The sequence below is a fragment of the Candidatus Binatia bacterium genome, assembly GCA_026415395.1.
In the GTDB taxonomy this organism is placed as follows: domain Bacteria; phylum Desulfobacterota; class Binatia; order HRBIN30; family HRBIN30; genus HRBIN30.
In genome coordinates this window covers 233683-258735 of the sequence record JAOAHD010000016.1, presented here as the reverse complement: position 1 = coordinate 258735, position 25053 = coordinate 233683, and the positions used below count along the sequence as shown (strand labels likewise).

General features: G+C 62.7%; 21 protein-coding genes and 3 pseudogenes. 11 read left to right on the top strand and 13 right to left on the bottom strand.

Annotation, left to right across the window (positions count from 1 at the left end):
- Position 1 precedes the first annotated feature (1 nt).
- Positions 2-2026, bottom strand: coding sequence for an NAD-dependent DNA ligase LigA (gene ligA, locus N3C12_12820; GenBank protein MCX8073314.1), 2025 nt, complete (start codon positions 2024-2026; stop codon positions 2-4).
- Between the two features lie 120 nt (positions 2027-2146).
- On the opposite strand from ligA, the gene N3C12_12815 reads away from it, so the two are divergent.
- The 8 genes and pseudogenes from N3C12_12815 (at position 2147) to N3C12_12780 (ending at position 10951) form a co-directional block, all read left to right on the top strand.
- Complete coding sequence (locus N3C12_12815; protein ID MCX8073313.1) at positions 2147-4792, top strand: dockerin type I repeat-containing protein; 2646 nt, start codon at positions 2147-2149, stop codon at positions 4790-4792.
- A gap of 189 nt (positions 4793-4981) precedes the next feature.
- Positions 4982-7822 carry a YncE family protein gene (locus tag N3C12_12810; protein ID MCX8073312.1) on the top strand — a complete coding sequence of 947 codons (2841 nt, stop codon included), beginning with the start codon at positions 4982-4984 and terminating at the stop codon, positions 7820-7822.
- 11 nt (positions 7823-7833) lie between these two features.
- Positions 7834-7965 (top strand): annotated as a pseudogene (locus tag N3C12_12805) (hypothetical protein).
- 5 nt (positions 7966-7970) lie between these two features.
- A pseudogene (locus N3C12_12800) lies at positions 7971-8102 on the top strand (hypothetical protein).
- A 4-nt stretch (positions 8103-8106) separates the two neighbouring features.
- On the top strand, positions 8107-9372 hold the full coding sequence (locus tag N3C12_12795) for a tetratricopeptide repeat protein (protein ID MCX8073311.1): 1266 nt from the start codon (positions 8107-8109) through the stop codon (positions 9370-9372).
- Positions 9373-9384: 12 nt separating this feature from the next.
- A complete protein-coding gene (locus N3C12_12790) occupies positions 9385-10263 on the top strand; it encodes a FecR family protein (GenBank protein ID MCX8073310.1) in 879 nt (292 codons plus the stop codon).
- A 108-nt stretch (positions 10264-10371) separates the two neighbouring features.
- A complete protein-coding gene (locus N3C12_12785; protein ID MCX8073309.1) occupies positions 10372-10623 on the top strand; it encodes a hypothetical protein in 252 nt (83 codons plus the stop codon).
- A gap of 67 nt (positions 10624-10690) precedes the next feature.
- The gene (locus N3C12_12780) at positions 10691-10951 is read left to right on the top strand and encodes an alanine-zipper protein (GenBank protein MCX8073308.1); all 261 of its coding nucleotides are present in this window, start codon (positions 10691-10693) and stop codon (positions 10949-10951) included.
- Positions 10952-11047: 96 nt separating this feature from the next.
- On the opposite strand, the gene N3C12_12775 is transcribed toward N3C12_12780, so the two are convergent.
- The 12 genes from N3C12_12775 to N3C12_12720 all read right to left on the bottom strand — a co-directional run bounded on the left by N3C12_12775 (position 11048) and on the right by N3C12_12720 (position 20936).
- Positions 11048-12082, bottom strand: a complete 1035-nt coding sequence (locus N3C12_12775; GenBank protein ID MCX8073307.1) for an alcohol dehydrogenase catalytic domain-containing protein — start codon at positions 12080-12082, stop codon at positions 11048-11050.
- Positions 12079-13071, bottom strand: a complete 993-nt coding sequence (locus tag N3C12_12770; GenBank protein ID MCX8073306.1) for an alcohol dehydrogenase catalytic domain-containing protein — start codon at positions 13069-13071, stop codon at positions 12079-12081. Before N3C12_12770 ends, N3C12_12775 begins: the two co-directional genes overlap by 4 nt.
- A gap of 65 nt (positions 13072-13136) precedes the next feature.
- Positions 13137-13988, bottom strand: a complete 852-nt coding sequence (locus tag N3C12_12765) for a tRNA (adenine-N1)-methyltransferase (GenBank protein ID MCX8073305.1) — start codon at positions 13986-13988, stop codon at positions 13137-13139.
- A gap of 22 nt (positions 13989-14010) precedes the next feature.
- The gene (locus tag N3C12_12760) at positions 14011-14826 is read right to left on the bottom strand and encodes an adenine nucleotide alpha hydrolase family protein (GenBank protein MCX8073304.1); all 816 of its coding nucleotides are present in this window, start codon (positions 14824-14826) and stop codon (positions 14011-14013) included.
- Between the two features lie 149 nt (positions 14827-14975).
- On the bottom strand, positions 14976-15701 hold the full coding sequence (locus tag N3C12_12755; GenBank protein ID MCX8073303.1) for a hypothetical protein: 726 nt from the start codon (positions 15699-15701) through the stop codon (positions 14976-14978).
- Positions 15702-15791: 90 nt separating this feature from the next.
- Positions 15792-16259, bottom strand: coding sequence for a hypothetical protein (locus N3C12_12750; GenBank protein ID MCX8073302.1), 468 nt, complete (start codon positions 16257-16259; stop codon positions 15792-15794).
- Positions 16260-16346: 87 nt separating this feature from the next.
- Complete coding sequence (locus N3C12_12745) at positions 16347-16568, bottom strand: MoaD/ThiS family protein (protein MCX8073301.1); 222 nt, start codon at positions 16566-16568, stop codon at positions 16347-16349.
- A 757-nt stretch (positions 16569-17325) separates the two neighbouring features.
- Positions 17326-17556 (bottom strand): hypothetical protein, encoded by a 231-nt coding sequence (locus tag N3C12_12740; protein ID MCX8073300.1) that lies wholly within the window; start codon positions 17554-17556, stop codon positions 17326-17328.
- Positions 17557-18874: 1318 nt separating this feature from the next.
- Positions 18875-19261 (bottom strand): hypothetical protein, encoded by a 387-nt coding sequence (locus tag N3C12_12735; protein MCX8073299.1) that lies wholly within the window; start codon positions 19259-19261, stop codon positions 18875-18877.
- An 85-nt stretch (positions 19262-19346) separates the two neighbouring features.
- Complete coding sequence (locus N3C12_12730) at positions 19347-19685, bottom strand: hypothetical protein (protein ID MCX8073298.1); 339 nt, start codon at positions 19683-19685, stop codon at positions 19347-19349.
- A 608-nt stretch (positions 19686-20293) separates the two neighbouring features.
- Positions 20294-20743 (bottom strand): hypothetical protein, encoded by a 450-nt coding sequence (locus N3C12_12725; protein ID MCX8073297.1) that lies wholly within the window; start codon positions 20741-20743, stop codon positions 20294-20296.
- Positions 20730-20936: a hypothetical protein gene (locus tag N3C12_12720; GenBank protein MCX8073296.1), complete on the bottom strand. Its 207-nt coding sequence runs from the start codon at positions 20934-20936 to the stop codon at positions 20730-20732. The genes N3C12_12725 and N3C12_12720 overlap by 14 nt, the downstream gene beginning before the upstream one ends.
- A 1358-nt stretch (positions 20937-22294) precedes the next feature.
- Here N3C12_12720 and N3C12_12715 point away from each other — a divergent pair.
- The 3 genes and pseudogenes from N3C12_12715 (at position 22295) to N3C12_12705 (ending at position 24946) form a co-directional block, all read left to right on the top strand.
- Positions 22295-23278 (top strand): sulfate ABC transporter substrate-binding protein, encoded by a 984-nt coding sequence (locus N3C12_12715; GenBank protein MCX8073295.1) that lies wholly within the window; start codon positions 22295-22297, stop codon positions 23276-23278.
- Complete coding sequence (gene cysT, locus N3C12_12710; GenBank protein MCX8073294.1) at positions 23275-24099, top strand: sulfate ABC transporter permease subunit CysT; 825 nt, start codon at positions 23275-23277, stop codon at positions 24097-24099. The genes N3C12_12715 and cysT overlap by 4 nt, the downstream gene beginning before the upstream one ends.
- A 22-nt stretch (positions 24100-24121) precedes the next feature.
- Positions 24122-24946: pseudogene (locus tag N3C12_12705) on the top strand (sulfate ABC transporter permease subunit).
- Positions 24947-25053 lie beyond the last annotated feature (107 nt).

The window sequence follows — 25053 nt, the reverse complement described above, 5'->3', positions numbered from 1 at the left end:
CTCAGCCCCGCAGCATGCGCTCGAGCTCTTCCTCGTCGATGGTCGGAATCCCGAGCTCGCGCGCGCGATCGAGCTTGGATCCCGGGTCCAGGCCAACAACCACATAGTCGGTATTTTTGCTCACGCTCGAGGCCACACGACCTCCTGCCGCCTCGATGTCGCGCGCCACTTCGTCACGCGGACGGGAAAGGGTGCCGGTGATCACGAACGTTTTTCCAGCCAATTTGCCCGTGCGTGGCCGCCGCTCCGCATGTGGTTTCACTCCGGCTTGCAGCAAGCGGCGGATGACCGCACGGTTGTCCGGCAGCGAAAAGAAGGTGCGAATCTCGCGCGCGGTTTCTGGTCCGACCTCGGGGACCTGTAGGAGTTCCTCTTCAGTCGCATTTTCCAACCGTTCCATGCTACCGAAATGGTCGGCCAACACTTTGGCCAAGTGTTCCCCTACGTGGGGAATTCCCAAGCCGTAAATCAGGCGGGACAGGGTGGTGTTTTTGCTGTTCTCGATTTGTTGCAAGAGATTGTCGGCCGACTTCTCTCCCATGCGCTCGAGTTCGACCAGTTGCTTGCGCTCGAGGCGGTAAAGGTCGGCAACGTTGTGCACGAGCCCCTTGTCCACGAGTTGGCTCACAAGCTTCTCGCCAAGCCCCTGGATATCCAGAGCATGTCGCGAGGCGAAGTGACGAATGCTCTCGCGCAGCTTGGCAGGACAACTGAGGCCAACACAGCGGTAGAAGGCGCCACCTTCGTCGCGCACCACCGGGCTTCCGCACGCGGGGCATTTGCTCGGCATGCGAAACTTGCGCTCTTTCCCGGTGCGCCGCTCGACCACCACTCCGCTGATGTAGGGAATCACGTCGCCGGCCCGCTCCACGATGACATAATCGCCAATGCGCACGTCTTTGCGTTCGATCTCGTCCATATTGTGGAGCGAGGCGCTGGAGACGGTAACGCCTCCCACCTGTACGGGTTCGAGTTGCGCCACCGGTGTGATGATTCCCGTGCGCCCGACAGAGGGGATGATATCGAGAACACGAGTGATCGCCTGCTGGGCTTTGAATTTGAAGGCGATTGCCCAACGCGGCGAGCGCGACACTTCGCCAAGCCGGCGCTGGTAATCGAAGCGGTCGACCTTGGCGACCACACCGTCGACGTCGTAGTCCAAGGTGGCACGGCGCTTTTCCATCTCCGCATGGTACGCGACCACAGCATCCGCTCCTTTGCACCGGCGGTTGAGCGGGTTGGTTTTGAAACCCCACGCCTTCAGGCCTTCGAGGAACTCCCAGTGGGTCTCGAAGGGCAACCCGGTCATATCGCCCGGCGCGTAACAAAACATGTCGAGCGGGCGCGAGGCGGTCACGCGGGGATCGAGCTGGCGCAGAGAGCCAGCGGCGGCGTTGCGCGGGTTGGCGAACAATGGTTCGCCAGCTTTGGCGCGCTCCTCGTTGAGCTTTCGGAAGGCCGACTTGGGCATAATGACTTCGCCCCGGACTTCGAGGCGCCGGGGAATCGGCGGAGCTCCCCGCTCCGCGCGCAATTTGAGCGGAACGGAGCGAATCGTGCGCACGTTGGCGGTGACGTTTTCTCCATGAATGCCATCGCCGCGAGTGGAGGCAACCACGAGCGCGCCGTTCTCGTACACCAGTTCGACACCGAGCCCATCGAGCTTCGGCTCGGCCACGTACATCACCGGCCCCGAGAGCCCGAGCCCCTTGCGGACTCGCTCGTCGAACTCGCGGAACTCTTCCTCTGACATGGCATTGGCCAGCGAGAGCATGGGCACGGTGTGCCGCACAGTTTCGAATTTTTCCGCCGGGGGCGCTCCCACCCGCTGGGTAGGCGAGTTGGGGTCGAAAAATTCGGGGTAGGCTTTTTCCAATTCTTGCAGGCGGCGAAACATGCGGTCGTACTCCTCGTCGGAAATCACCGGCGCGTCGAGCACGTAGTAGCGATAGTTGTGATATTCGATTTCCTTGCGCAGCCGCTCAATTTCCTCGCGGATTCTTTCCTTGTCCGCTTTCGAGGTCATGGGCTTCGCATATCCCAAGCACGCAAGAACGGCCAGATCGCACACCTGGTACGTTGACATTACTTGTCCCTTCCGAGAAGGTGAAAGATCGTTGTGTACCGAGGCTTCCATTATCCATCTGTGATCCGAACGCTGCTTGTCTGCTTCCCCTTGCTCCTGGCCGCTCTAAGGGTTGGTCCTGCCAAAGCGCAATCCGTTTGCGCAGGCGATCTTGACGGGGATGGTACTTTGACCAGTGCGGACTTGGAGCTTGTACGCCAGCTTCTGGTTGATGAGGAGCGAGCCTTGCTGCTCGGTTACTTGGCTGACGTTAACAACGATGGCGTCCTCACCGCTGCGGATCTCGTCGCTTTGGTCCGGCAGCTCGGTCGTTCGTGCCTTCCGCCCACGGCCACGCCGCGGCCGAGCTCCACCGCAACGGCAACGGCGACCGCTACACAGCCAGTATCTTCTCCCTCCCCGACCACTCCGGCACGGACGGCGACACCCACGCCGACCCGAACGCGGACCTCGACGCCGACAGTCACGCCGACCCCAACACCGGTGTGTGCCGTGCAAACCTTATCGGCGGGTAGCGTGCTCGATGGCTCATTGGGGCCGAGCGATTGCAGCCGATTTCTCGCCGGGGTCCTGCGTTTTGTCGACGTGTATCAAGTAAGCGCTCCGGCTGGAACAGCACTGCGGGTGGAGGTGACCGGCCTTAGTAATGGGCTCACGTCGCCGTGGGTGGCGGTGGACGATCCCAATGGTCAATTCGGCTTTGCCGAGGGAACACCGCCGGTGGAGTGGTCGGTCGTGCCGGGTCAGCCGTACTTGATTTACGTCACCTCCCATCCTGGCCAGCCGCAGCAAACCGGTGCTTACCGCATCCGTGTGACCACCCGTGCCTGCCCGACGCCGCGAACGATCGACCTCACGCGCGGATTCAGCATGTCGAACTTGCGGCTGAGCAGTAGCGATTGTGCCGATCCGGTGAGTTTCGGCACGAATGGCAAGATCGACCCGGCGCATGTGTACACGTTCCAAGTGAGTAGCGTGCCGACGCAGGTGGACATTGTCATGCGTCAGCTCGTCGAGGACGACCCGCTCGATCCGACGTTCGTCGTCCTCGGTCCCGACGGGCTGGAGGCGGTACCGTCGGACCAAGTGGATGACGCCGCTGGGGGACCAATCGGTGTGGACGCAGGTGCGCGGTTTCTCGCCATTCGTCCGGGAACCTACACCCTGATCGTGGGCGGAGGCGAGGGGCGGTACTCGCTGGTGGTGAGCTCGCCGCGGTGCCCGGCTACGACTGTGAACAACATACCGGTGGATCGCCCACTGGTTTGCCCGGGCGAAGCGGGTCCGGGCTGCCAGGGAACGTTGTACGGTAGCCGCACCAATGGCACTTGCGGTGCCCCGCTGCCGGTGTTCGCCGACGAGGAGGCTCCGCAGATCAATGCTGGCGCCAAGGCTTACACCTTCACTGCGCAGCGCGGGGAGCTCGTGAGCGTGGGAGTAGAAGTCGACGGCGACGAAGCGTATGCACTCTTGCTCGGCCCGGCTAGTGAGGGTAATCCCATCGTCGGTTACGACTCCTCCACCCTCAGCGGTGCCGATTCCACTCAACTGAGTGCGACGGTGCTCCGCTCTGGCAGCTACACTCTCCTGCTCGGGAACGTGAACCCGCTCGCTCCACCGGATCTTAGTGCCGGTGACCCGGGAGATGTGTTGCCGTATCGGTACTACTTGCAGAAGTGCTTGCCCGGCGGGGTGGTGACTCCGGGTAGCGCACAGGAGTTGCGCTCAACGTTTCGGGTAAGTGACTGTTGGGGTTCGGGCCAAACGCCGCATCGGATTTACGTCGTACCGGGGCAGGCGGGGCAGTTCCTCATGGTGGAAATGGAGGGGGACGAGGGCGTCGATCCAGCGCTCAAGCTTTGGGCGCCGGATGGCTCGGTGAGCGACAACGACGACGACCCGTTCGGCAGCCCTCAGGTAGCGCGGGTGGCGCGCGTGTTGCCCGAGGCCGGAGATTACCTCCTGGAAGTTTACGCTTCCCCGAACGCTGGAGAACTCGATACGAGCGTGACGAACGCCTTTTCCGTGCGCGCGCGGACTTGCCCCACTCAGGGGATCCGGCCGGGGTTGATGTCTCTCAGCTTCGGTCCGCAAGATTGCAAGTTTGGCTCGGGCCAACCTTTTAAAGCATTGACTTGGTCGTTCAGTGGGGGCGCGCCGCAAGTGGCGAGCTTTACCTTGAGCGATGGTGTGTGCGCGCAAGCATTGTTGCCCACCGGTGAGGCCATTCCCGCGTATTCCTGCGCTGCCAATTTGCTCGAGGTGCCCATGATTCGCAGCGGAACCTATGCCTTGGTCGTCGCTCCTGGCCCTGGCGAAGCGCTGACACCGTTCGTGCTCTCGATGCGCCAGTGTGCGCTGACAGGCAGTGTAGCTTTTGCAGATCGCGTCTCGGGAACGCTGAGTTCTGCGAATTGCCTGGCGGCCGATGGGGTGCGTGCCGACTGGTACTGGCTTGCCGCCGGGGAGAACTTGTTGCGCTTTAATGAAGGGATGGCCGGCACGGTCGAAAGCACGTTCCGCGTGATCACCGGGCTTACCGACGCGTTGGGAACCGCAGAGGGTTCGAACGTGGTGTCTGTGGACCCGAGCACGATGCTGCGCGGCCAACCAGGGCAGCGTGGTGCGTTGGTGCGGCTCCGCTCGGCGGGAGCGAGCGCTGGCCCCTACCGTTTCATCGTCGATCCCGCAGTTAAGCGGCGGTAATCCTCTGAGCGACAGGCTTGCTCTCCTGGCTTAGAGAAGCTGGCCTGGCGCCAGGGCGAAGGCTCCTCGGCTCGGGCTGCGATGCATTCTTGCCAGGGCGGCGTTGGAGCGGGTCTTGACCAGTTGCAAGCGAGAGCACACGGAGCCGAGGACCGCCCACTGGCTTTGTGCCGTCCGGTGCGAGCGCAAGTGGAAAAGCAGGGTTTGCGGCTTGACCATGGGATTTTCGTTGGTGTATGTCGGCGCCCGGAGGTTGTATTGCGGGGAGTGGTGCGAAAGCTGGGTCGGGCTCGGGTTTGGTCAACCGTAGGGCTCCTCATTGCACTCGGAGCCACCGGTTGTGGTGGTGGCGGTTCGACGCCGGCGGCGAGCGGAGAGCTAGCGCTGCGGATTCGCTGGGAAACGGCTGCTGCCGCGCAGCGCAGCTACCGCGCACGGGCGTTCGAAAGTTCTTCGGAGCTGCCGCCCACGGTCCGCACGGTGGAGGTTCGTGTCGCGGATCGCGTGCAAATCGTGGACCCCACGCAAACCCGCTCTGTGTTATTCCAAGGTCTGCCACCTGGTCGGGCGGACGTGGTTGTGCGTGGCTGGGATGTAGCCTTCGCTCAGCGGGAGCGAATTGACCAGTTCCGCTTGCCTCCATCGTTTGCCGGACGCACCTCGGCTACTGTGATTGCAGGGGCGACGGTTACCGCCGAAGTCGACTTGTTGGCGCAGCCGTTTGTCACCGAGCTAGAACCTGCTCCCGGCGCGAGCGACGTGTCGAGGTTACCACGAATCCGCTTTCTCGTTGCCACGGCGGTGGGGGAGCTCGACCTGGAAACTCTGAATGTGACGATCGGCGGGAGAAACATTGTCCGCGAGGGCAGCTCCGCGGCCGCCGACTTGAACGCTTGCACGGACCGCGCTGCAGAAACTGACCTGCACTGCAGTCTTGGCGGAGTGAAGCAGGTTACGGGCTTTCACTTCGACTTCGAGCCCGATGCCCCCTTTGATCCGAACACTGACGTAGTTGTGAGTCTTGAAGTGGCCTCGCGCACGTTCCCAGACCGGCAACTGTCGTTTTCTTACAGCTTCCGCACGGGCACCTTCCTGCCTTCTCCAACGGCAACCGAAACGCCAGTTGCCACGGCGACGCCAACAGCAACGACCACGGCGTCCGCAACTCCGGCGACTCCCTCACCAACGCTGACCTCGACACAACGGCCGACCGCGACCTACACCGCGACGGTGACAGCTACGGGAACACCGGTTCCTACCACAACGGAAACGCCCACGGAGACCGAAACTCCAACGATTACACCGACCGAAACGCCGACTCCTACGGAAACCGCCACTGAGACGGCTACGCCGACCGAAGCCCCAACGGAAACCTCAACCGAAACTCCGACGGCCACGGCTTCCGCGACGCCGTCGCGCACACCCACCGAAACGCTGACGCCGACGCTGACTCACACTCCGACCGCAACCTGGACGCCGACAGATTCTCCGACGCCAACCGAAAGCCCGACGCCTACCGTCACCCCGACAACGACCGCGACGCCTACGATCACGGACACGCCGACCGAAACGCCCACCCCGACGGCAACGCCGACACCTACGGAAACTGCAACAGCAACCGAAACGCCAACCGCGACGAATACCCCCACCGAAACAGCAACGCCTTCGCCGACGGCTACGCCGACGGAAACTCCTACGCCTTCGGCGACGCCGACCGTGACGGACACCCCAACTCAGACGGCCACGCCTACTCCGACCGACACCGCAACCGAAACTCCGACGGCCACGCAAACGCCGACTGCGACACTCACACCGACCGACACGCCCACGTTCACCCCGACCGAGACAGCAACCGAAACGGCAACACCCACACCGACGGCAACACCAACGGAGACAGCAACGGCAACGCCGACGGAAACGCCGACCCCGACCTTTACCGAAACCCCCACGGCCACGGCGACGGACACGCCGACAACGACGCCCACCGCCACACGGTCCGACACTCCCACATCGACACCTACGGATACGGCGACGCCGACTCCCACGCCAACGGCAACCTTTACGGTCACGTCGACGCCGAGCCCCTCTTCCACGCCGACGGTCACCCCGACTTCGACGCCGGTGCCGCTGGTGTTCGTGAGCAACTCCGGATCGAATTCCGTCTCGCTGATTGACGCCGCTACCGGAGCCGTGGTGGGCACGACCATGTTAGGGTCGGCCCCATTCGGCGTGGCCGTTCATCCGTCGGGAAATCGGGTCTATGTGACCAACCACCTCGGCGGCCAACTGTCGGTGCTCGACGGTATGACCGGTGCGTTGTTGAACACGGTTGACTTAGGCGCTGGCTTACGGCCAGTTGGTGTGGCGGTGACCGCGGATGGCACCAAGGTGCTGGTCGCCATTCAGTTGCCCGCGACGTTACGGCGACTTGCGGTGTACGACACGGAAACGCAATCGCTGCGGGCAATCACGGTGGGCAATAGCCCCACGGGCGTGGCGGCCCATCCTACTGAACCGCTGGCGTACGTGACCAATCAGTTGAGCAACACCGTGTCGGTCGTGGATACCGCGTCGGAAACCGTGACGGCAACCGTGACTGGCTTCAACCAGCCCTTTGCTGTGGCGGTGAACGCCTCGGGCACGCGCCTGTACGTAACCAACTTGGGCGACAACACGGTGCGAGAGGTGGACACGACAACCTTGGCGACGGTGCGGAGTTATACCGTGTTGCCACGACCGTTTGGTGTGGCCGTGCACCCGCAAGGCGACCGTGTGTACGTGACCAACATCGAGAATGCGCGGCTTTCGGTGGTGAACACTGCGAACCAGACGGTCACCACCGTGGCTGTAGGACGGAGCCCGTGGGGTGTCTCCGTCGATCCGAGTGGCAGCCGCGTGTTCGTGGCGAACTTCGAGGACAACACCGTGTCCGTCCTCGATGCGGCAAGCAATGCGGTGGTGCAAACCGTTACCGTGCAACAATCCCCGGTCGCCTTTGGTGTCTTCGTGCGGCCTGGTAGAGTCCCTTGAGGGAGTGAGGCATGACGCGGTGGTGGGGACGAAAACTGGGTGCACTGGTGCTGGCGGTTGCCTTGGGCTTGGCCGCCGCAACCGCACGGGCGGACGTCGCCTCGCAGGTGGCTTATGCGCGCGGGTTGGTTGCGTTCCACCAAGCGCGGTGGAACGAAGCAATTGCGGCGTTCGATCGGGCCTTGGGGGCAGACAGCAGGGATGCCCGCGCTCGCTACTACCGCGGCCTCGCCCGCGCCCGTGCGGGGGACACTGCCGGTGCAGTCGACGACCTAGAGCAGGCCTTGCGAGACCAACCGGATCTGCCTCACGCGTGGCTGGATTTGGGCATTGCGTATCTGAGCTTAGGCAAGCTCGACGACGCGCGCGTGGCCTTGGAACGTGCCGTGGAGAAGGGGCAGGAACGGCAGGTCGCACAGTTTTTCCTAGGCTTGGTGCTCTACCGGCAGGGAAATGTATCGGCTGCCGCCGAACTCTTCCGTGCCGCCCAGGCGGACCCCGAAGTGCGGCTCCCCGCGATGTACTACGAAGCGTTGCTCACCGCTCGGCAGGGCCAGGCGGAGGCAGCACGGCCAATGTTGGAAACGGTGGCACGCGAGGCTGCGGCGGCGGAAATTGGGCAGGCTGCCGCGCGGTATTTGGAGGGTATACGCTGGGGACTGGCGCCGGAAGCTGAGCGAGCGTGGAGCGTGGCTGGGCGAATTGCCCTCGAGTACGATTCGAACGTGACGCTCGGTCCCAGCACCGTCACCGTGGTCACACCGCGGGATATTACAGAGCAAGCCGATGGTCGAGTCGTGGGTGTTGCTGCACTCCGTTATCGGTTCTTGTCTGGAGCACCGTTCCATTTGTCGGGCGGTTACGAGTTTTCGCAAAGTGTGCACTTCGACCTTCGCCGGTTCGATTTGCAGGGCCACCGCTTGGGCCTGGCGGCTACCTCCCAACACGACCGCTGGGCTTATGGGGCGAGCGCTGCGTACAACTTTTTCGCCCTCGACTACAGTTCGTTTTTCCACGAAGGTTTGCTCACTCCCTGGGCCGCGTTGCGGTGGTCGGACCAAGTTGCCACACAGGCGTTTCTGGATTTTCGCGGCCGGGATTTCTTGCGGCGCCCCTACGATCCGGGACGAGATGCTTGGAACTATAGCCCTGGGCTGCGGCAATACTTTGGCCTTGGCCGCCCGCAGGGTGTTTTCGCGCTCGGCTACCGGTATGAAATCGAAGACACGGTGTCGAATGGCCCCCAAGGGCGCGCGTTCGCGTACAAGGGCCATGTCTTCGACGCAGAGGTTCATTGGCTTGTGGCGGACGCGCTGCAGGTGGAGAGCGCATACGTGTATCGGCGGTACGACTACGACAATCGCGCAAGCGGTTTCGGGGCACGGAAGCGGAGCGACAATGCGCACGAGTTCGCGCTGGGGCTCAGTTATCCTTTAACCGAGCATGCGGCTTGGACGATTGCCTACATCGGCCAGGTGCACGATTCCAACGAGCCGCTGTTCGAGTACGACCGGCACATTGTGTCCACCGGTCTGCAGCTCAAGTACTGAGGGAGAAAGGCGATGAAACCACAACAGCGCTGGTTGTGGGCGGTCCTGCTGGTGAGCGCTCTCGCGGAAGGTGCCACTGCTGAGGTTGGCGCGGCTGCGGAGTTCGCGGCAGTGCAGGGAGAAGTGCAGTGGACCCGCGCGAGCGGCCGTGCGGTGGCTCAGGTGGGGGAGAGCGTGAGCGTGGGCGACCGCATCCGTACCGGCGCTGCGCAACGGGTTAAGCTGGTCATTTTGGATGCCGGCGTGTTGGACATTGCGCCAAACACGGAGCTTGCCATCGATGAGTTGAGCGCTGTGCGCGAGGTGCAGCGCTTGGCATTCGCGGCTCGTTTGTTTCGCGGGCGCATTCTCGTGCGAACAACCCCAGGGTTTGCTCGTGGAGCCTCGCACTGTCTTGTGGAAACGGGCTCGGCGAGCGTGGCTGTACCGGATGGAGAAACCGTGATTCGCTACGACCCTGAGGATGAGTTCACCGAGGTGGTCACCCTGAGTGGTGAAGTGGAAGTCACGGCAAAGGTCGAAGCAATGGCAGGTGGCCGAGTGCGCTTGACTGACGGGTTGGCCGTACGGGTGGCGCGTGGGCGCCTGCCGCAAGTACCAGCGGCATGGGGTGTCGAGCGGGCGCGGCAGTATGCGGCCGACATCGAGCTGTTCGGCACCGGCCGCCGGGACGGGCTCAACGTGTTGCACCCATTGACGTTGGGCCGTCTGCTGGACCCGAGCGATGTGCCCGGTGCACCCGCACCGCAATGGTTGGGTGCACAAGCCCCGAGCGTGCCGCTGCCTCAGTTCATGTCGGAGGATGTGTACACCAACACCCAGCCGATCGAAGTCTTCCGGGTGTTCCGCCCGGGCTATCCCCTGACTGGGGACGTTCGTGTTGATTTCTGAAGCGTCGTGACAGAATTTCTCATGAGGGTTTTGCCCTTGCGGCTGCGCAAATTTTGTGCAACAAGGGCCCCGTCGTTGGTTTGCCAAGACAGAGGAAGGAGACAGGGTATGCGAAGAGTTCAATGGGCCTTGGCAATTGTGGGGCTGAGCTTGGTCGGCAGCGTGGTGACTGGTTGCGGCGAGCGTAAGCCGATTATCGATCCGAACACTGTTGCTCGTGTGGAGTCAGCGGCGAGCCGGGCCGAGTCGGCGGCAAGCCAGGCCGAGGCAGCGGCGAAGCGGGCGGCCGATGCCGCCGCAAAGGCGGAAGCTGCGGCGGAAAAAGCTGCTGGCCGGTTCAAGGAACGGTTGCGTAAGTAAAGGGGTTTGAGGAATCCTCGCAACAACGCGGAGCGGGTGCTCCCAGAACGAATAGGAGGTGAGAACGATGAAGTTTGGGATGCAGGCAAAGGCTCTGGTAGCGATCGCAGCAGGTGTTGCCCTTTTAGGTGCAACCTCTGGTTGCTCGCGCAAGCTCAGCGCTGAAGAGCAAAACGCGGTGTCTCGGGTGGAAGCGGCTGCGAGCAAGGCAGAGAGCGCTGCCAGTCGTGCAGAGCAAGCAGCCCGAGCCGCGGCCGATGCTGCCAGCCGTGCGGAGGCAGCGGCAGCCAAGGCAGAAGCGATTTTCTCGAAGCACCTCCGTAAGTAATTCCGCTCGGTTCGAGTCGGAAAATGCGCCGCGAGCACCCGGCAGGTGGCGACGCCTGTCGGGTGCTGCGTTTCAGGGATCCGAGCCCGTCGGTTCTCAAAAAATGACCACGACTTTGATTGCCGACGGGTCTTGCGCCGCAGTGCGATACGCCCGGTCGATCTCTCCGAAGGGGTAGGTGTGCGTGACGACGTGCTGGGCACGCACGACTCCTTGCTCGATTAAACGAAGAGCCTCGCGCGTATCCGTGGGGCCAGCGGAGTAGCTCGGCACTAGGCGAATTTCGCGAAAGTAAATGTCGTTGGTGTCGAGCGGGTAGAACTCGCCCGGCGGTGTGCCCATGAACTGCACCACGGTGCCGCCGCGTGCAGCGCAACGGATTCCGAGGCCAATTGCTTCGGTGGTGGCTGGGCCGGCAATGACCACGTCGCAGCCCCTTCCATCGGTGAGCTCGAGCACGGCGGAGTACAAGTCGCGTGCGCTGGCATCGATCGTGTGATCGGCACCGAGGCTAGCGGCTTTTTCACAACGAACCTGGCGGAGGTCAGCCCCAATCACGGTTCGCGCTCCCCAGTGCCGCGCGACGAGAACGTGTAACTGGCCCATCACGCCGAGGCCAATGATGAGAACCGTTGCGCCCTCGAGGGGTGCCGCGCGGCGTAAGGATTTCACCACGCAAGCTAGTGGTTCTACCAGAATACCATCGAGGTCGCTCACAGTTTCCGGCAGCACTAGGGTGTCAACCTGAACGTGCAGCGACGAAACGCGAAAAAACTCCGCCATACCTCCAGGGTCGAGCGCCGTGGAGCGCCAAGTCGCGCACTGCACGAACTCGCCGCGATCGCAAGCCGAGCAGGCGAGGCAAGGCACATGGTGGTGCACGAATACCCGCGCACCGGGGGCCAGATGTTGGACCCCTGCACCCACCTGCACGACTTCCCCGACCGGTTCATGCCCTAACACCACTGGTGCTTTCTTGCGGATGTACCACGGGGTGACATCTCCCGAGCAAATGCCGCATGCACGGGCGCGAACGAGAATCTCCTTGGCCCCCACGCTGGGCACAGGGGCCTCCTCGAGGCGCACGTCGAGGTAGTCGTAGGCTTTGGCCACGCGCATGGTTGCCTTCATGGCTGAATCGCAAACTTGATTCCCTGCCCAGCGCGATGAGCCGCCAGTGCCGCTGGCAAGTCCTCGAGGGCAAAATGGCCCGAGATCAGTTCACGGCCCCGGAAGCTCGGCTCGGTGAGCAGTTCGTAAGCCGCGCGCACGGCGCGGGGCGTGAAGTGAAACGGGCTATGAATGCGCAGTTGCTCGTAGTGCAGGCGTTGCGTGTCGAACCGCACCACGGTGCCCGCCGCGCAACCACCAAAGAGAATCACGGTACCGCCGCGGCGAACGAAGCTCGGCGCTTCCTCCCATACCTCCACTTGGCCCGTACATTCGATCACCAAATCTGCGCCACGGCCCCCAGTGGCCTCGTACAACTGCTGGCGCGCCGCCGCGAAGCCTTCCGTGAGCACCCGCCCGGCACCGAGGCGGGCTGCATTCTCTGCCCGCGTTGGGTTGCGCCCCACCACCCAAATGTTTTCTACACCTCGCGCGCGCAACACCAGCACATGGAGGAGCGCAATCGCACCAGCGCCGAGCACGACCACCGTGTCGTCGGGCCGCAGGGGCACGCCCTCGAAGCCATGAGTGACACAGGAGAGCGGCTCCAACAGTGCGGCTTCGGCAAACGAAAGCGAGCTGGGCTTGCGATAAACATTGGAGCGTACCGTGCGAGCAGGAACTTTCACGAATTCCCCGTAGGCCCCGAGGACCATCGTTTCGATCACCGTGTCGCACAGATTTTCCTGCTCGCGGGTGCAGTAGTAACAGGTGTTGCAGGGGCCGGTCGGAGCTACCATCACTGCGTCCCCCTCGCGCAATTGACCAACGTCTGCTCCGACAGCAGCGACCTCACCACTGAATTCGTGACCAAAAGGAGTAGGGGTGGGAAAGCGCGGGTGTCCGCGGAGGAACATCTTGAGGTCGGTGCCGCAAGTTAAAGCAGCCCGCACCCGCACCACGATTTCGCCAGGCCCCGGCTGCGGCTCGGGCCAATTGCGCAGTTCCATGCGCCCGGGTTCCTGCAGAATGTACGCACGCACGTCGTTAGCGGTATCGGTGGGCTGGGGGGATGTCAACGAACCGGATCGCTGGCGGTGGGTTGCTCCGGCGCGTTGAAATTTCTTGGCTCTCCCGGAACGAGTGCCAGCCGGCGCGCGATCGTGATGAAACCGGTGTGTGCCACCATGCGATGCTCGGGGCGCATGCTGCGTGGCTCTACGTGCCAGAAGCGCTGCAAGGTTTCGAACACCTCGACGAGCCCGAAGCAAGCTGTGGAGCGCAGAGAGTCTACGAGCTCCTTCACCTGCAGCACCGTGGGCAAATAGCTCAGCAGAACCCCGCCGGGGCGCAGCACTTGCGCTGCTGTTTCCAGCAGCCGCCACGGCTCCGGTAGGTCGATGACCATGCGGTCGACATCCCGCTCGTCGATGCTGTGGAACACATCCGCCTCTTTGAGTTCCCAGTGGGGAACATTGCCGAGAAACATGGCCACATTTTGGCGCGCGCGTTGGGCAAAGTCTTGCCGGACTTCGTACGACACCAGGCGGCCGTGGGGTCCGATAGCTTGCAGCAAGGCGATCGTGAGGGCGCCCGGACCGACGCCAACCTCGACCACCCGCGCACCAGGGTAGAAATCGCCCCAAAGGAGAATCGGACCGATATCCTTGGGATAAATCGGCTGCGCCTGCCGAGGCAAATGCGGAACGAACTGGGCGAAGGTTGGCCGCACCAGCACGAAAGGCTCGCCGCTCGAGTCGTACACCGTGTGCCCCTCCCGCAGCCCGATGAGATGGTGCGCCCAAAAATAGCCCGCGCGGATGTGTAACCGCTGGCCGGGAACAAGCTGGCGCAGATATTGACGCTGGCGGCGATCGACGAACAGCACATGCTCTCCCGCCCGCAAGCGACCCGATGCACGCTGCATGGTGGTCAACCCTTGGCGGATTTCACTCAGCCGGCGCAGGGCTCGCGGGGCGTTGGCTTGCGCTGTGGCGCTTGGCTTCCACCTCGGCGAGCAAGCTACAGAATCGGCAAACCGGCCGATGCGAGGGGAGGCCGCAACGAGTGCAAGTGGTAGGCGCATCAAGCTCTTCGCGAAGCAGTGCAGGACGCGCGCGGCGATAAAATTCCACCACGAAGCTTTGCTTGGTCCCTGGCATGTCGGCTTCCAAGCGTTGCAGCACCTCCTTGTAAAGAAGTTGCGATGCACCTACAGCATTCGGGCACTCGTCGAGCACGTAATCGATCTTGCGCAAGAAGGCATACGCCGCAGTTTCGTACTCGCTCAAACGGAACAACGGCTTCACCTTGCGGGCAAACTTCTCGTGCGAGGGTGCAAGCACGGGCGATTGCCGGGCGAGATAGTGCAAATCCCATCGTAACACGTTGCCGAGCAAGCGAGCGGCCTCGTCGTCGAGATTGTGCCCGGTGGCCACGACGGGAAACCCGTGCTCGAGGGCAACCCGATCGAAGTGGTGGCGCTTGGCGGTGCCGCAGGCGGAGCAAGCAGGCCGACGTGTGAGGCCCACGACCTCGGGAATCGCATGCCCTTCGGAGGTAAAGTCGACAACCAGCAGGGGCAAGCCCCGTTCGCGCGCAAAGGCTTCCGTTTTTGCACGCGACACTTGGGAATACCCACCGATGCCCAAGTCGAGGTGGAGGCCAGTGGTGCGATAGCCGAGGTGGTGCAGGACATCCCATAGGGCGAGGCTATCTTTGCCGCCGGACACCGCGACCAACACTGGCTCTTCGCGCGTAAACATGTGCTCGCCCTCCACAGCGCGCTGCACTTGGCGGCGAAAGTAAAACAGGAAGCATTCCTGGCAAAATGCGGTGTGGTGCGAGTGTAGTTGCACCACAGCCGGCTGTCGGCATCGCTTGCACTTGGGCTTGTGGCCAATTTTGCGCGTGCTCATAGCGCCGGTTTATAGGGGAAGCGCGGAATTCGGCCAGGGGCAAGTCGCCGCCGTTCCGGTGCTCTGGCAGCACAGCCGAGCAGGGCTGACTGAACCGCGCGGACAATTTCTTCGATGGTGATGCGCTGGTCGCCGTTGCCGTCGGCGGAGGTGCACTCCTCGACGCTCCCCAGCTCGAGGGCGATGTTGACGAGAAGCACGAGTTCGTCCACGGTCACTGCACCATCACCGTGGCAGTCGCCGAAGCACACTTGGATCACCGTGGCCGTGGGCTCGGCGGTGAATGTTGCGGTGGGCACCGGCGTGGGCGTGCGCGAGGGGCTCGGGGGCCGCGTTGGCGTCGGGGTCGGTTGCTCCACCATCGGATAGAGAACATCGCGGCCCGCGACGTCATCCGGCGCAAGCACTGGATCGGCGAGGCGGCGCAACAACGCGAGCAAATCTCTCGGGTTGGCTTGCGAGAGCCCGCCCCACATGATGGGCATCGACCGAACGGGCGGATTTCGCGGGTTCGGCCACACGGCGAGGTCGCCGGTCGGGTCCCGCGGATCGACCGTGAGCGTGTTGTAGGGATTCTCGTCGGTGTCGAGAAAACGGCCCTCATTCGGATGCCCGAGCCCGAGCGCATGACCCACTTCGTGCGCAACTAGAACCTGAAACGCCGCGGCCAAAATCGTGAGCGGTTGGCCGATGGCCATGAGCAAACGGGCGGCGTCTGGCACTCGGTTGCGATTGATGACGATATCCGCTCCGATGATGGCGTTCCCCGGAACAGTTTGGCCATTGGTGAGGAGGCGTGCGGGGTCGAACTCTCAGGCAACCGTCGTGAAGCCGAAAAAGGTTCCCGCTTCGCCGACGAAAATGTCGATCTCGTTCCCGCCCCGGGGCGCTCCCGGCACAACCGGCAGATCGAAGCGTACCTCGAAACGCAAGGCACCGTGCTCCCAGGTGCGCACTCCGTCGACAATGGCCTGCCGCGTGAGCTCGCCCAGCGTCTCCGCATCCACTCCATAATGCTGGGCCACTTCGGCTGCGATTCCGAGGTCGTGCAAAATGTCCGGGGATACGCCCACAGTGATCCGGTCTGACAGGGTGTGCTCCGCTTGCTCCGCGGGTGCCGCATTCCACCGCGCGGCGATTGCCGCAGCCTCGGGTGGAGCGAGGTCCGTGCGGTCGTCGAGGAGCGTAAACGCCCACGTCGGCGATGAGCGTAGGAGAACAACCGTAAGCGTCATGGTGCCGAGTAGCGCGCATACCGCCGTGGACCGAAACCGAGCCATTCGGTAAGCGCTTACCCTAGGACGCTTCGGGAAGTAAAGGATCCTGAACCTTGGGGAGCAGGCGGGTGCTTGGCGCAGCCAGCGCGGTCAAGCGGATTTCTCTATGCGATCCGCAGTGCCGCCAGAAATCACGTTGCGGATTTCCACCGTGTCGCTGTCGTGCACCTCGTCTTCGGTCGTGAGCATTTCGTCGTTGCGGATAACCAACACCGTGCCCGGCAGAAGTTTCAACTCGCGCAGCAAATCGCCCACGCGATAGCTGCCACGAAGCTCGATCTCCTTTCGGCTTGGAAGAAACACGATGCGCATCACCGAGCGTGTAGAGTGCCGTTCTCGACCACGCAACGCAACCGTCCCGTAGGTTCCACTTTTCCGCGGTGAGCGGAACGCGGATGGGAACGAGCCCGATAGCCGGAACCCCGCAGCCGCGGCGCGCTGGCACGATGCTTTGCCCGTGCGGAGTGGTCAACGCGCCGAACGCATTTCGGCAATCTGCGGTGTGGTTGCGGGCAGAGCAACGGCGCCAACCGTGGGGCTGCGTAGGGGTACGTAGCCCGCTCACCGCGGCGGTGGCGTACGGGCCAGGGTCGGCCGGCGGGTACGTGCAGGAGCGTGCAGCATCCAATTTGTCGGAAGAGGTTGAGTGAGAATCTCTCTCATGTGGGTGTCCAAAATCTGTCTGCTTCACCTGCTGCCCGCCGTAATCGAGCCACAACGGACCCAACAGCGGTGATCACAGCTATTTTCCCAACACACCCCCGTCGGATGGGTCCCGTTCACCGGATCGCCGCCGCAACTGTGCCGGGTGGGGAACTGTCTGGCCGGGGTTAGCCTGAAGTTCACACCATTTGACTTCAACCACCTCCGTGATGACTTCTCTAAAGTCATTCGGGAGAAGCGCCGAGGCCAGCTTGCCTTTGACACTGATGTGCTGACCTTCGCAGCGGCGTGCACGCCGATAATCTCCGGGCCGCCGAAACGTCAGCTGCACCTCACGAACATACTCTTTCGTCTCCGTGTTCAGCTCGCTCCCTGGATCACCGCGAACGCTGATTGGCTGTGGAAGCTAAAGGATAGGAATGTGCAACCTCTGATCCGTCTTGGGGTTCTCACCAAAGTTCGGCGGCCCAAAGTGAAATTCAATTTTAATGATTCCTTGCAATTCCACGGTTGCCGACTCGAAGGCAAACCAACGGGGAAGACTGTCTCCATCTTGCGCAGCGGAGACCATGATGACCCACAAGGCCACCGGTACGATCGCGAAGTGTCTCATGCGAATCGTCAATCGGGCCGTCACGGTTGCACACCTACTGTGGTACGCCATAAGTGACTGTCCTGACTCGCCAGCCATCCATTCTCTGGATAGCCGACGCGACGCTGCGGAGTTGAGAAGGTGTTAACTGATCGAGCCTTCTTGTTCCCGCAATGCCTGTCCATCGACTGACAAGTTGCTGGTAACGCGCGATGCTAGCGTCGCGCGCAAAGCTCGCGATAGCCTGGTTCAACGTGCGGCTTTGATATGCTTGCGTATTGAGCAAGTCGACAAGGGCTCTCTGGCCCGTTCCTTCATCTGGGAACACGACGAACCCGTGGGCCTCACCGATCGAGCCATGCCGCTGAGAGAAAGGATAGTTGTGGAGGTTACCGGGATTATTGTTGCGCCACGAAACGGTGCCACCAGAACGTACCTCTACAGTCCCGTCATTATATTCGAGCATGGTATCTCTGCCCTGCGCGTAGGCGCGGACCGCCACACGATCTTCCCGAGCCTCTGCCGGTAGCGGTGGGCGCGAGCTTTTCGGTAGGAAGGGGCGGGACGAGTGCTGACGCGGCAACTCGACATGCCTGCAACACCGCTACCTCATTGGTTACGGAAGTGTGACGCTTTTGCAGAGGAGCTCGCGCGTGTCCCCGATCGCTAGCCCCGCGAGATCATCGCTGCCGCGCTGACCGCTGGAGCCAACCTGCTCCATGCTGCACACGCGAGCGCCCATTACGACACGCTCCGTAGCGCCGTCGTTGACTCCTGTCGTAACCACCACAACTAGTCCGCACTCATCGACGGCAACGGATTCCACATATATCCGTGCGATGATACTCCTTCCACGCTGGAGTATTTTTCTCCCATTTTGCGCTAGCGCATACAGGCCGTGAGGAGTGACAGAAGGGCTCGGCTGGCGAAGTGCACCGTCCGTCGCCGCGTGGCCAGCTTGCCACCAAGATGTCTCGAGTGTAGTTGAGTTGTGATGCGAACAGCTGCCGTCCAAGCAGCTTCTCTGGAGCCGGGTAGAGATCCGGTGGTGGCTGAGAACGCACACACGGTCGCAGGAATTGAGCGGGCCGACCTCAGGAGGCCCTCTGCGCTGCAATCGAGTTCCTTTCTCTGTAACAGCACCATCGCGAGGCGAGTATTTGCTTAATCTTCCTGTCACCGGTTCCAGTGAACCTTCGCCACCGGCATCCGCCCCCTTCTCTCTGTGAGACCCCGCCGCATCGGGCGGGCGTGTCCACCACTGTGGGCGCGTTTCGTCGATCCCGCGCGGCTCTCCCGCTGACCAAAAGACCACGCTGCTGCCGTCCGCTCCGGTCAGGCCTCCGCCGAGTCGTGGACCGGCCTACTCCAACGGCGCCGTCAGTACGGCCCAGACGCTGCAGTAGAGCGCGTAGCCAATCGTAAGCGCCCGCACCCACCAGGGTATTTCCGAGAACCGCAAGCAGACCAAGGCAAGCAACAACGTCACCAACGAGACCAGCGCGCCCAGATTCACTAAAGAGAGGGTGGCGATCTGTAACCGCTGCGTTGCCTGTTCGACCCTTGCGTAAGTTGTACTTCCCGCATGCATCTCGTTTTCGAGCGACGATTGTAGCGACACCAAATCAGCCGTCGTCACTCGCAGGCGACTGAGCACGACTTGAACGCGCAAGGAGACCACGCCTAGTACCATGACCGAACCGGGTAAGAGCCACCACCGGCGCTCAAGCAACCTTCTCACATCGCGCATCGGTGATGCTCTTGGCGGGCAGTCCGGAGAAGTCGAGTTTGTCCACATCCACCGTAACCGGCGCCCCATTGCCGTTCTGCCACTGTCATTTCGCCTCACCCAGCGTGAGGTAGCCGTCGCCGTTTTCCGGTCGTACTTCGAAGAAGTTGTCACTGTACGAACTGGACCGAGTCTCGCTCTTCGGCGTAAGCTTCGCGTTGTAAAGCTCCTCCATCTCTTCGAGCGTGACGCTGGCTCTCCCGCCAGGATTGCTGTTATCGCCACCCTGCGTTGCCGCCGGCTGTCCCGTGCTCGAGCGGCGGGAGTAGAGCGCGTACGCACCGGCAGCGAGCAGTAGCGCACTTACCGCGGCGGTTGGGGGAGCGGGATCTCCGGATGGCAGGCGTTGATGCTGCTCTGCCGCTGCGATGCGGACTGGGCGCAACGCGCACGTGGTGTTCGCCCGGCGTGACGACGGAGCGGCCGCATGCGCGAAACCGCAGCGCCACCGCGCCCACGGCGCGCACCGGTGCGACCGTGCCCGTGAGGATTCGCGCCCAGTCATCGTCGAGCACTCACGGCATCACGCTACGCCCCGCGCTCGATTGGTTGTCCATCGCCGAACCGTGCGGGGCCGTGCTGGATCTGGCCGGGGCGTCACCAGTCCGCGCCTCCACCACGGCTTCGACGGGCTCCGGAGTTCTTCTCGCCACAGAATCAGCAGGCGGGGTTCGGGAGCCTGAGGCCTTCGTCGCGCGGGCCGTGGCGCAACCGCCGTGAAGCCCTCATCCTTAATGAGGCTCACTGTCGGGCTTCGGCGTGGGTGAACCCTCGCTCCCTGGTGTGCTGGCGCCCACCGTGGCTCCAGCAGTCTCAAGCACGTTGGTGCGCCAAATCCCGTGCTTCAGAATCTTTGCCGCCGAACGAGCTGTCACCTGCTTGGTGACGCTTTCGGACAGCTTCGTGCTGCTGAGGCGCCGACGACACGGAATACTCTCCTTGCCGCTGGTAGGCTTCGTCTTCGGTGTCGTTGTTGAGGTGGAGCTGTATGTTTCAGACCTCGTGCGGCTCTTTGATGAGCACGTACGTGAAGTCATCCTCCACGTTGAAATTGGCGATCACCAAAGTGACTTTGTCCGGGTACGACGGCCTCTCGCCCCGTGCACGCTCATGATCGACGATCCACTGCATAAAGTTGCGCATGTTTCGCACGATGTTCTCCACCATGCGCTCCTTCTCGGGAGTTGGCGGATCGTAGCGCGGGCAATCTGGTGGGATGGCAAGCTGGAATGACACTGTGGGCCGCTCCGCAAACCACTGGCGCAACCACGGTCTGCCGAGGTCATCCCAAAACGAGTCCTCCGCCAAGTCGAATGCTTGTACGACCCGCGCGTGACCGGGCTTCACCGTTCCCTCGGAGAACCACGTCATCATCTCCGGCCGGGTGAGCTTGTTTCGGAGCTTTTCCCGGATCGCGTAGAAGCGGGCATCAACGTTGAGCACGGTAGCCTTCTCGGGTTTTGTCCATGCCCCGGTCCCTGAGAAACCCCGAGTAGCCCTTGAAACAAAAATATCGCTCAAGTGCCAGGCGAAGGGCCGCGATATCCTCTGGCCTGGGCTGTTCTGCTGCCCAAGCCAGGGCCGAGCTCAAGGCCAGGGACAACTGCACACAGATGAGAACGACCAGCCGTTCCATGTTCCTTCTCCTCGGCTCCTACAAGTGCCCCCGGGAGAACCGATGGTAGGTGAGAGGGCCAGGTTCGATACCACCAGGGTTCCGGCCTCGATGAGGGGCTGGTCGTCCTTCGGCTCGTAGCCAATGATCTCCGCCGCAAACTTGGCCTCGTCAGAACATGTTTGATTGGCTCGCGCGTACGCCGCACCCGCAAAGGGCACCGGCATTTCCTTGGCCTCCGCCCCACTGTGCCGGTGCCGTGCGGTGGGCTGGCCGCTGGCCAGAGCGGGGAGACCAACGCATACAGGCAGGTCGGTAGCAGTTCGGTAGCAGTGAGGTGCTGGCGGGAGTGGCGGGGGGCTGGCCTGGCCTGCGTCGCGGTTGCTCTTCGCAACCCCATCGGAGGGAAACACGCTCCAGCGGTCGAACCCAAAGCCCGGCGCGTTTGCAGCGCCAATGCTGCGCCGCCTGTCGTTCCCCATCCGCAGCAGCGCACACGCTGCACTGCTGCAGTGGCCGCTACCTTCTCGCCTATCGCTCCTCCACGACTAGCGACGCCCAGCACGACACCGCCCGCGCCGACATAGTCCGCTTCGCCCAGGCTCAACAAAACTAGCCTCGCTGCTTCGTCCAGAAGAATGGACGCTAACATACATGGCCGGCGCGAGGTTGGATGTCCACTGGCGAATACGCGCTTCGGCGCTCAGGGCTGCTTCGATGAAACGGGCACCCAGATGGTCCTCATTGACGAACCCCCCTTCGTCTCGATGCGTGCATGGAAACGCGGCGACCTCGCTTCGTGTTTGGCTCTCCGAGCTCTGAGGATTCCGTAGCCCGCACCGGCGCCTGATTGATGTCGCTGCTCTGCAATGAGAATTTGCCGGTGTGGAGCTCGGCGCTTCGCGTACTCGGTCCGAGGACGCTCGCTTCCACGAGCGTGGAAACGCGGCGCTTGCGTTTTCCTGCGTGCGAAGGTAGGCAACGGCGTCGCATGAGTTCGCATGCACCGCGTACTTACTGCTGTTGTTGCTGTAGTCAGGCTCAGGGGTTCTCCCGGGGCCGGGTGGTGGTGCGCTGCGTGCGCCGGCACTGCGTTGCGTTGTAATAATTGAGAATCAACGCACCACCCGCGAAGGCCCGGGAAGCCCCTGGGCCTTCGTTGTTTTGCGCCAAGACCGCTGCCTCTCGCCGCGCTCCGCGACGGCGGTGGGGCGAGAGGCGGCACATCGAGCGTTGTCATTCTTTCACTCGTCGAGGAGGGATTTATGAGAACTCCGATTGCATCGGGAATTGGATACGGTGCCGAACGGCAATTTTCGCGCGTCTCCCGTCGGCGTCGTTACGCAAGTTTGTGGGTCGTCCTGCCACTTTGCGTGTGGATGGCGGGAGCGGTGGGCCTTGCCTTCCCCGCGCTCGCCGAGGAGGCGCTCGAGTTGCTCAACGCCTCGTACGATCCAACGCGGGAGCTGTGGCGCGACCTGAACGGCGCATTTCGCGCCAAGTACGAAGCCGAAGGCGGCAAAAGGTTGGTCATCCGTCAATCGCACGGGGGCTCGGGAAGTCAGGCTCGTGCGGTGATCGACGGCTTGGCCGCCGATGTTGTGACCCTGGCGTTGTGGCCGGACGTGGATGCAATCCGCAAGGCGGGCTTGATTCCGGAGGGCTGGGAACAGCGGCTGCCGAACAATTCCGTGCCTTACGTGTCCACCATCGTGTTCGTCGTGCGTAAGGGCAATCCGAAAAACATTCGGGACTGGGCTGACCTTGTTCGCCCGGGCGTGCAAGTGATCACGCCCAATCCCAAGACATCGGGCAACGGACGCCTGAGCTTCCTCGCCGCTTGGGGCGCGGTGGTTCTCCGTGGCGGCTCGGAGGCCGATGCTCGCGATTACGTCACCAAGCTGTATCGCAATGTGCCCGTGTTGGACACCGGTGCCCGTGGTGCAACTACCACCTTTGTGCAGCGGGGCATGGGAGATGTGCACCTCAGTTGGGAGAACGAGGCCCACCTCGAAGTTCGCGAGTCTCAAGGAGGAGTCGAAATCGTCTACCCGCCCATCAGTATTTTGGCAGAGCCGCCGGTTGCATGGGTCGATCGTGTGGTGGAGCGTAAGGGAACTCGGGCGGTGGCGGAAGCGTACTTGCGTTTTTTGTTTACCCCGGCGGCGCAAGAGATGATCGCGCAACACTACTACCGCCCCGTCGATCGCGCTGTACTGGAGCGCTACGCGGAGCGGTTTCCGGCGCTTCGGCTGTTCCGCGTTCAGGAGATTGTTTCCGGTTGGGAGGCCGCCCAGGAGAAGTTCTTTGCCGAAGGCGCGCTGTTCGACCGGATCTTTGCATCGGGGGAGGGGCAGCGATGAGTCGCTACGAGCGCAGGATTCTTCCCGGGTTTCGCGCCGCCCTTACCTTGTCCGTGGTTTCGGTGGCGGTTGTGGTGGCTTTGCCGCTTGGTGCGGTGTTGCTCCACGCTGCGTCGCTCGGCTGGCATGGGTTCTGGGCTGCCGTGCTCACGCCGCGCGCGCTCGCTGCATACCAGCTCACCTTCGGTGCCGCTCTCTTGGCCGCGACCGTGGCGACGCTTCTCGGCAGTGTTGTCGCGTGGGCGCTGGTGCGGGCAACGTTCCCGGCACGCGGACTCGTCGACGCCCTGGTAGATGTTCCTCTGGCATTGCCGACGGCCGTAGCGGGTTTGGTGTACGCGAATTTGTACGCACCGAACGGCTTCCTCGGCCAGTACCTGACTCGCTGGGGCGTGACTCTGGCGTACTCCCGTGCGGCGGTCGTGTTGGTGCTGGTATTCGTGAGTTTCCCGCTGGCTGTGCGCAGCCTGCAGCCGGTGATTGCCAATTTGGAAAGGGAACTCGAGGAGGCAGCCGCTTGCCTCGGTGCGTCGCGTTGGCAGACGTTGGTTCGTGTCCAGATTCCCCAACTCGTCCCGGCACTCCTAACCGGTTTTGCTTTGGCCTTCTCTCGGGCGGCCGGCGAGTACGGTTCGGTGGTGTTCGTTTCGGGGAACAAGCCCTTCGTCACGGAGATTGCGCCGGTTTTGGTCGTCGCGCGCTTGGAGGAGTTCGCATACGCCGAGGCTGCAGCGGTTGCCTCGGTGCTTTTGGGCGCCTCGCTGCTCGTTCTGCTCACGATCGAAGTTCTGCATCGTTGGGGGGCGCGCTATGTGGGCTGAGGAAATCCGCAAGCGGTTAGTAATGAACCGGTGGTTCAAGGAGCGGCCAAAGCGGCTCTTGCAGGTTGAACAGTGGGCCAACGCTGTGGTGGCCTCCTCGGCGCTCGTGGTTGTCGGTCTTTTGATCCTGCTGCCGCTTGGTGTCATCGCTTCGCAAGCACTAGTGCATGGCCCGCGTGCGTTTTTGCGCCAGCTTGTAGGCGATCCCGACACCCGGGCTGCTGCGTCGCTGACTCTGCGCGTGGCCTTGCTTGCCGTGGCGATCAATACCGGCTTCGGCTTGTGCGCAGCGTGGTTATTGGCTCGCTTCGAGTTTTTCGGCCGCAAGCTGTTAGCGGCCGTGATCGACCTGCCGCTGTCGGTGTCTCCCGTAGTGGCGGGGCTGAGCTTGGTTCTCGTGTTCGGTGCCCGGGGGCCCTTGTACCCGTGGCTGGAGGCGTGGGGCATCAGGATCGTGTTTGCTGAGCCAGGGCTCGTGCTTGCCACCGTGCTGGTTACGTTCCCCATCGTGGCGCGACAATTGGTAGCGTTGTTGCAAGCCGTCGGTGCGGAGGAGGAGTTGGCAGCGCGTAGCCTGGGGGCGAGTGCGTGGCAGATGTGGGGCAAAATTACCCTGCGGAACATCCGTTGGGGCCTCTTGTACGCCGTGGTTTTGTGCAACGCGCGAGCCATGGGCGAATTCGGCGCAGTGTATGTAGTGTCGGGACGCATCACCGGGGTGACCGATACCTTACCGCTGCGGGTCGAGAAGTTGTTCCAGGATTACGATCTACCCGGCGCGTTTGCTGTCGCGAGTTTGCTCGCTTTGCTCGGCATGGCCACCGTGGTCGCGAAAACGTGGCTCGAGCGAAGGACACGCCAGGAGCTGCAAGCGTTCGAAAGCGAGGACGATCCCTCGCGGGGACAAGAGGAAGGGCAAGGTCGTGGTGACCATGTGGCAACCGGGCCGGTTCA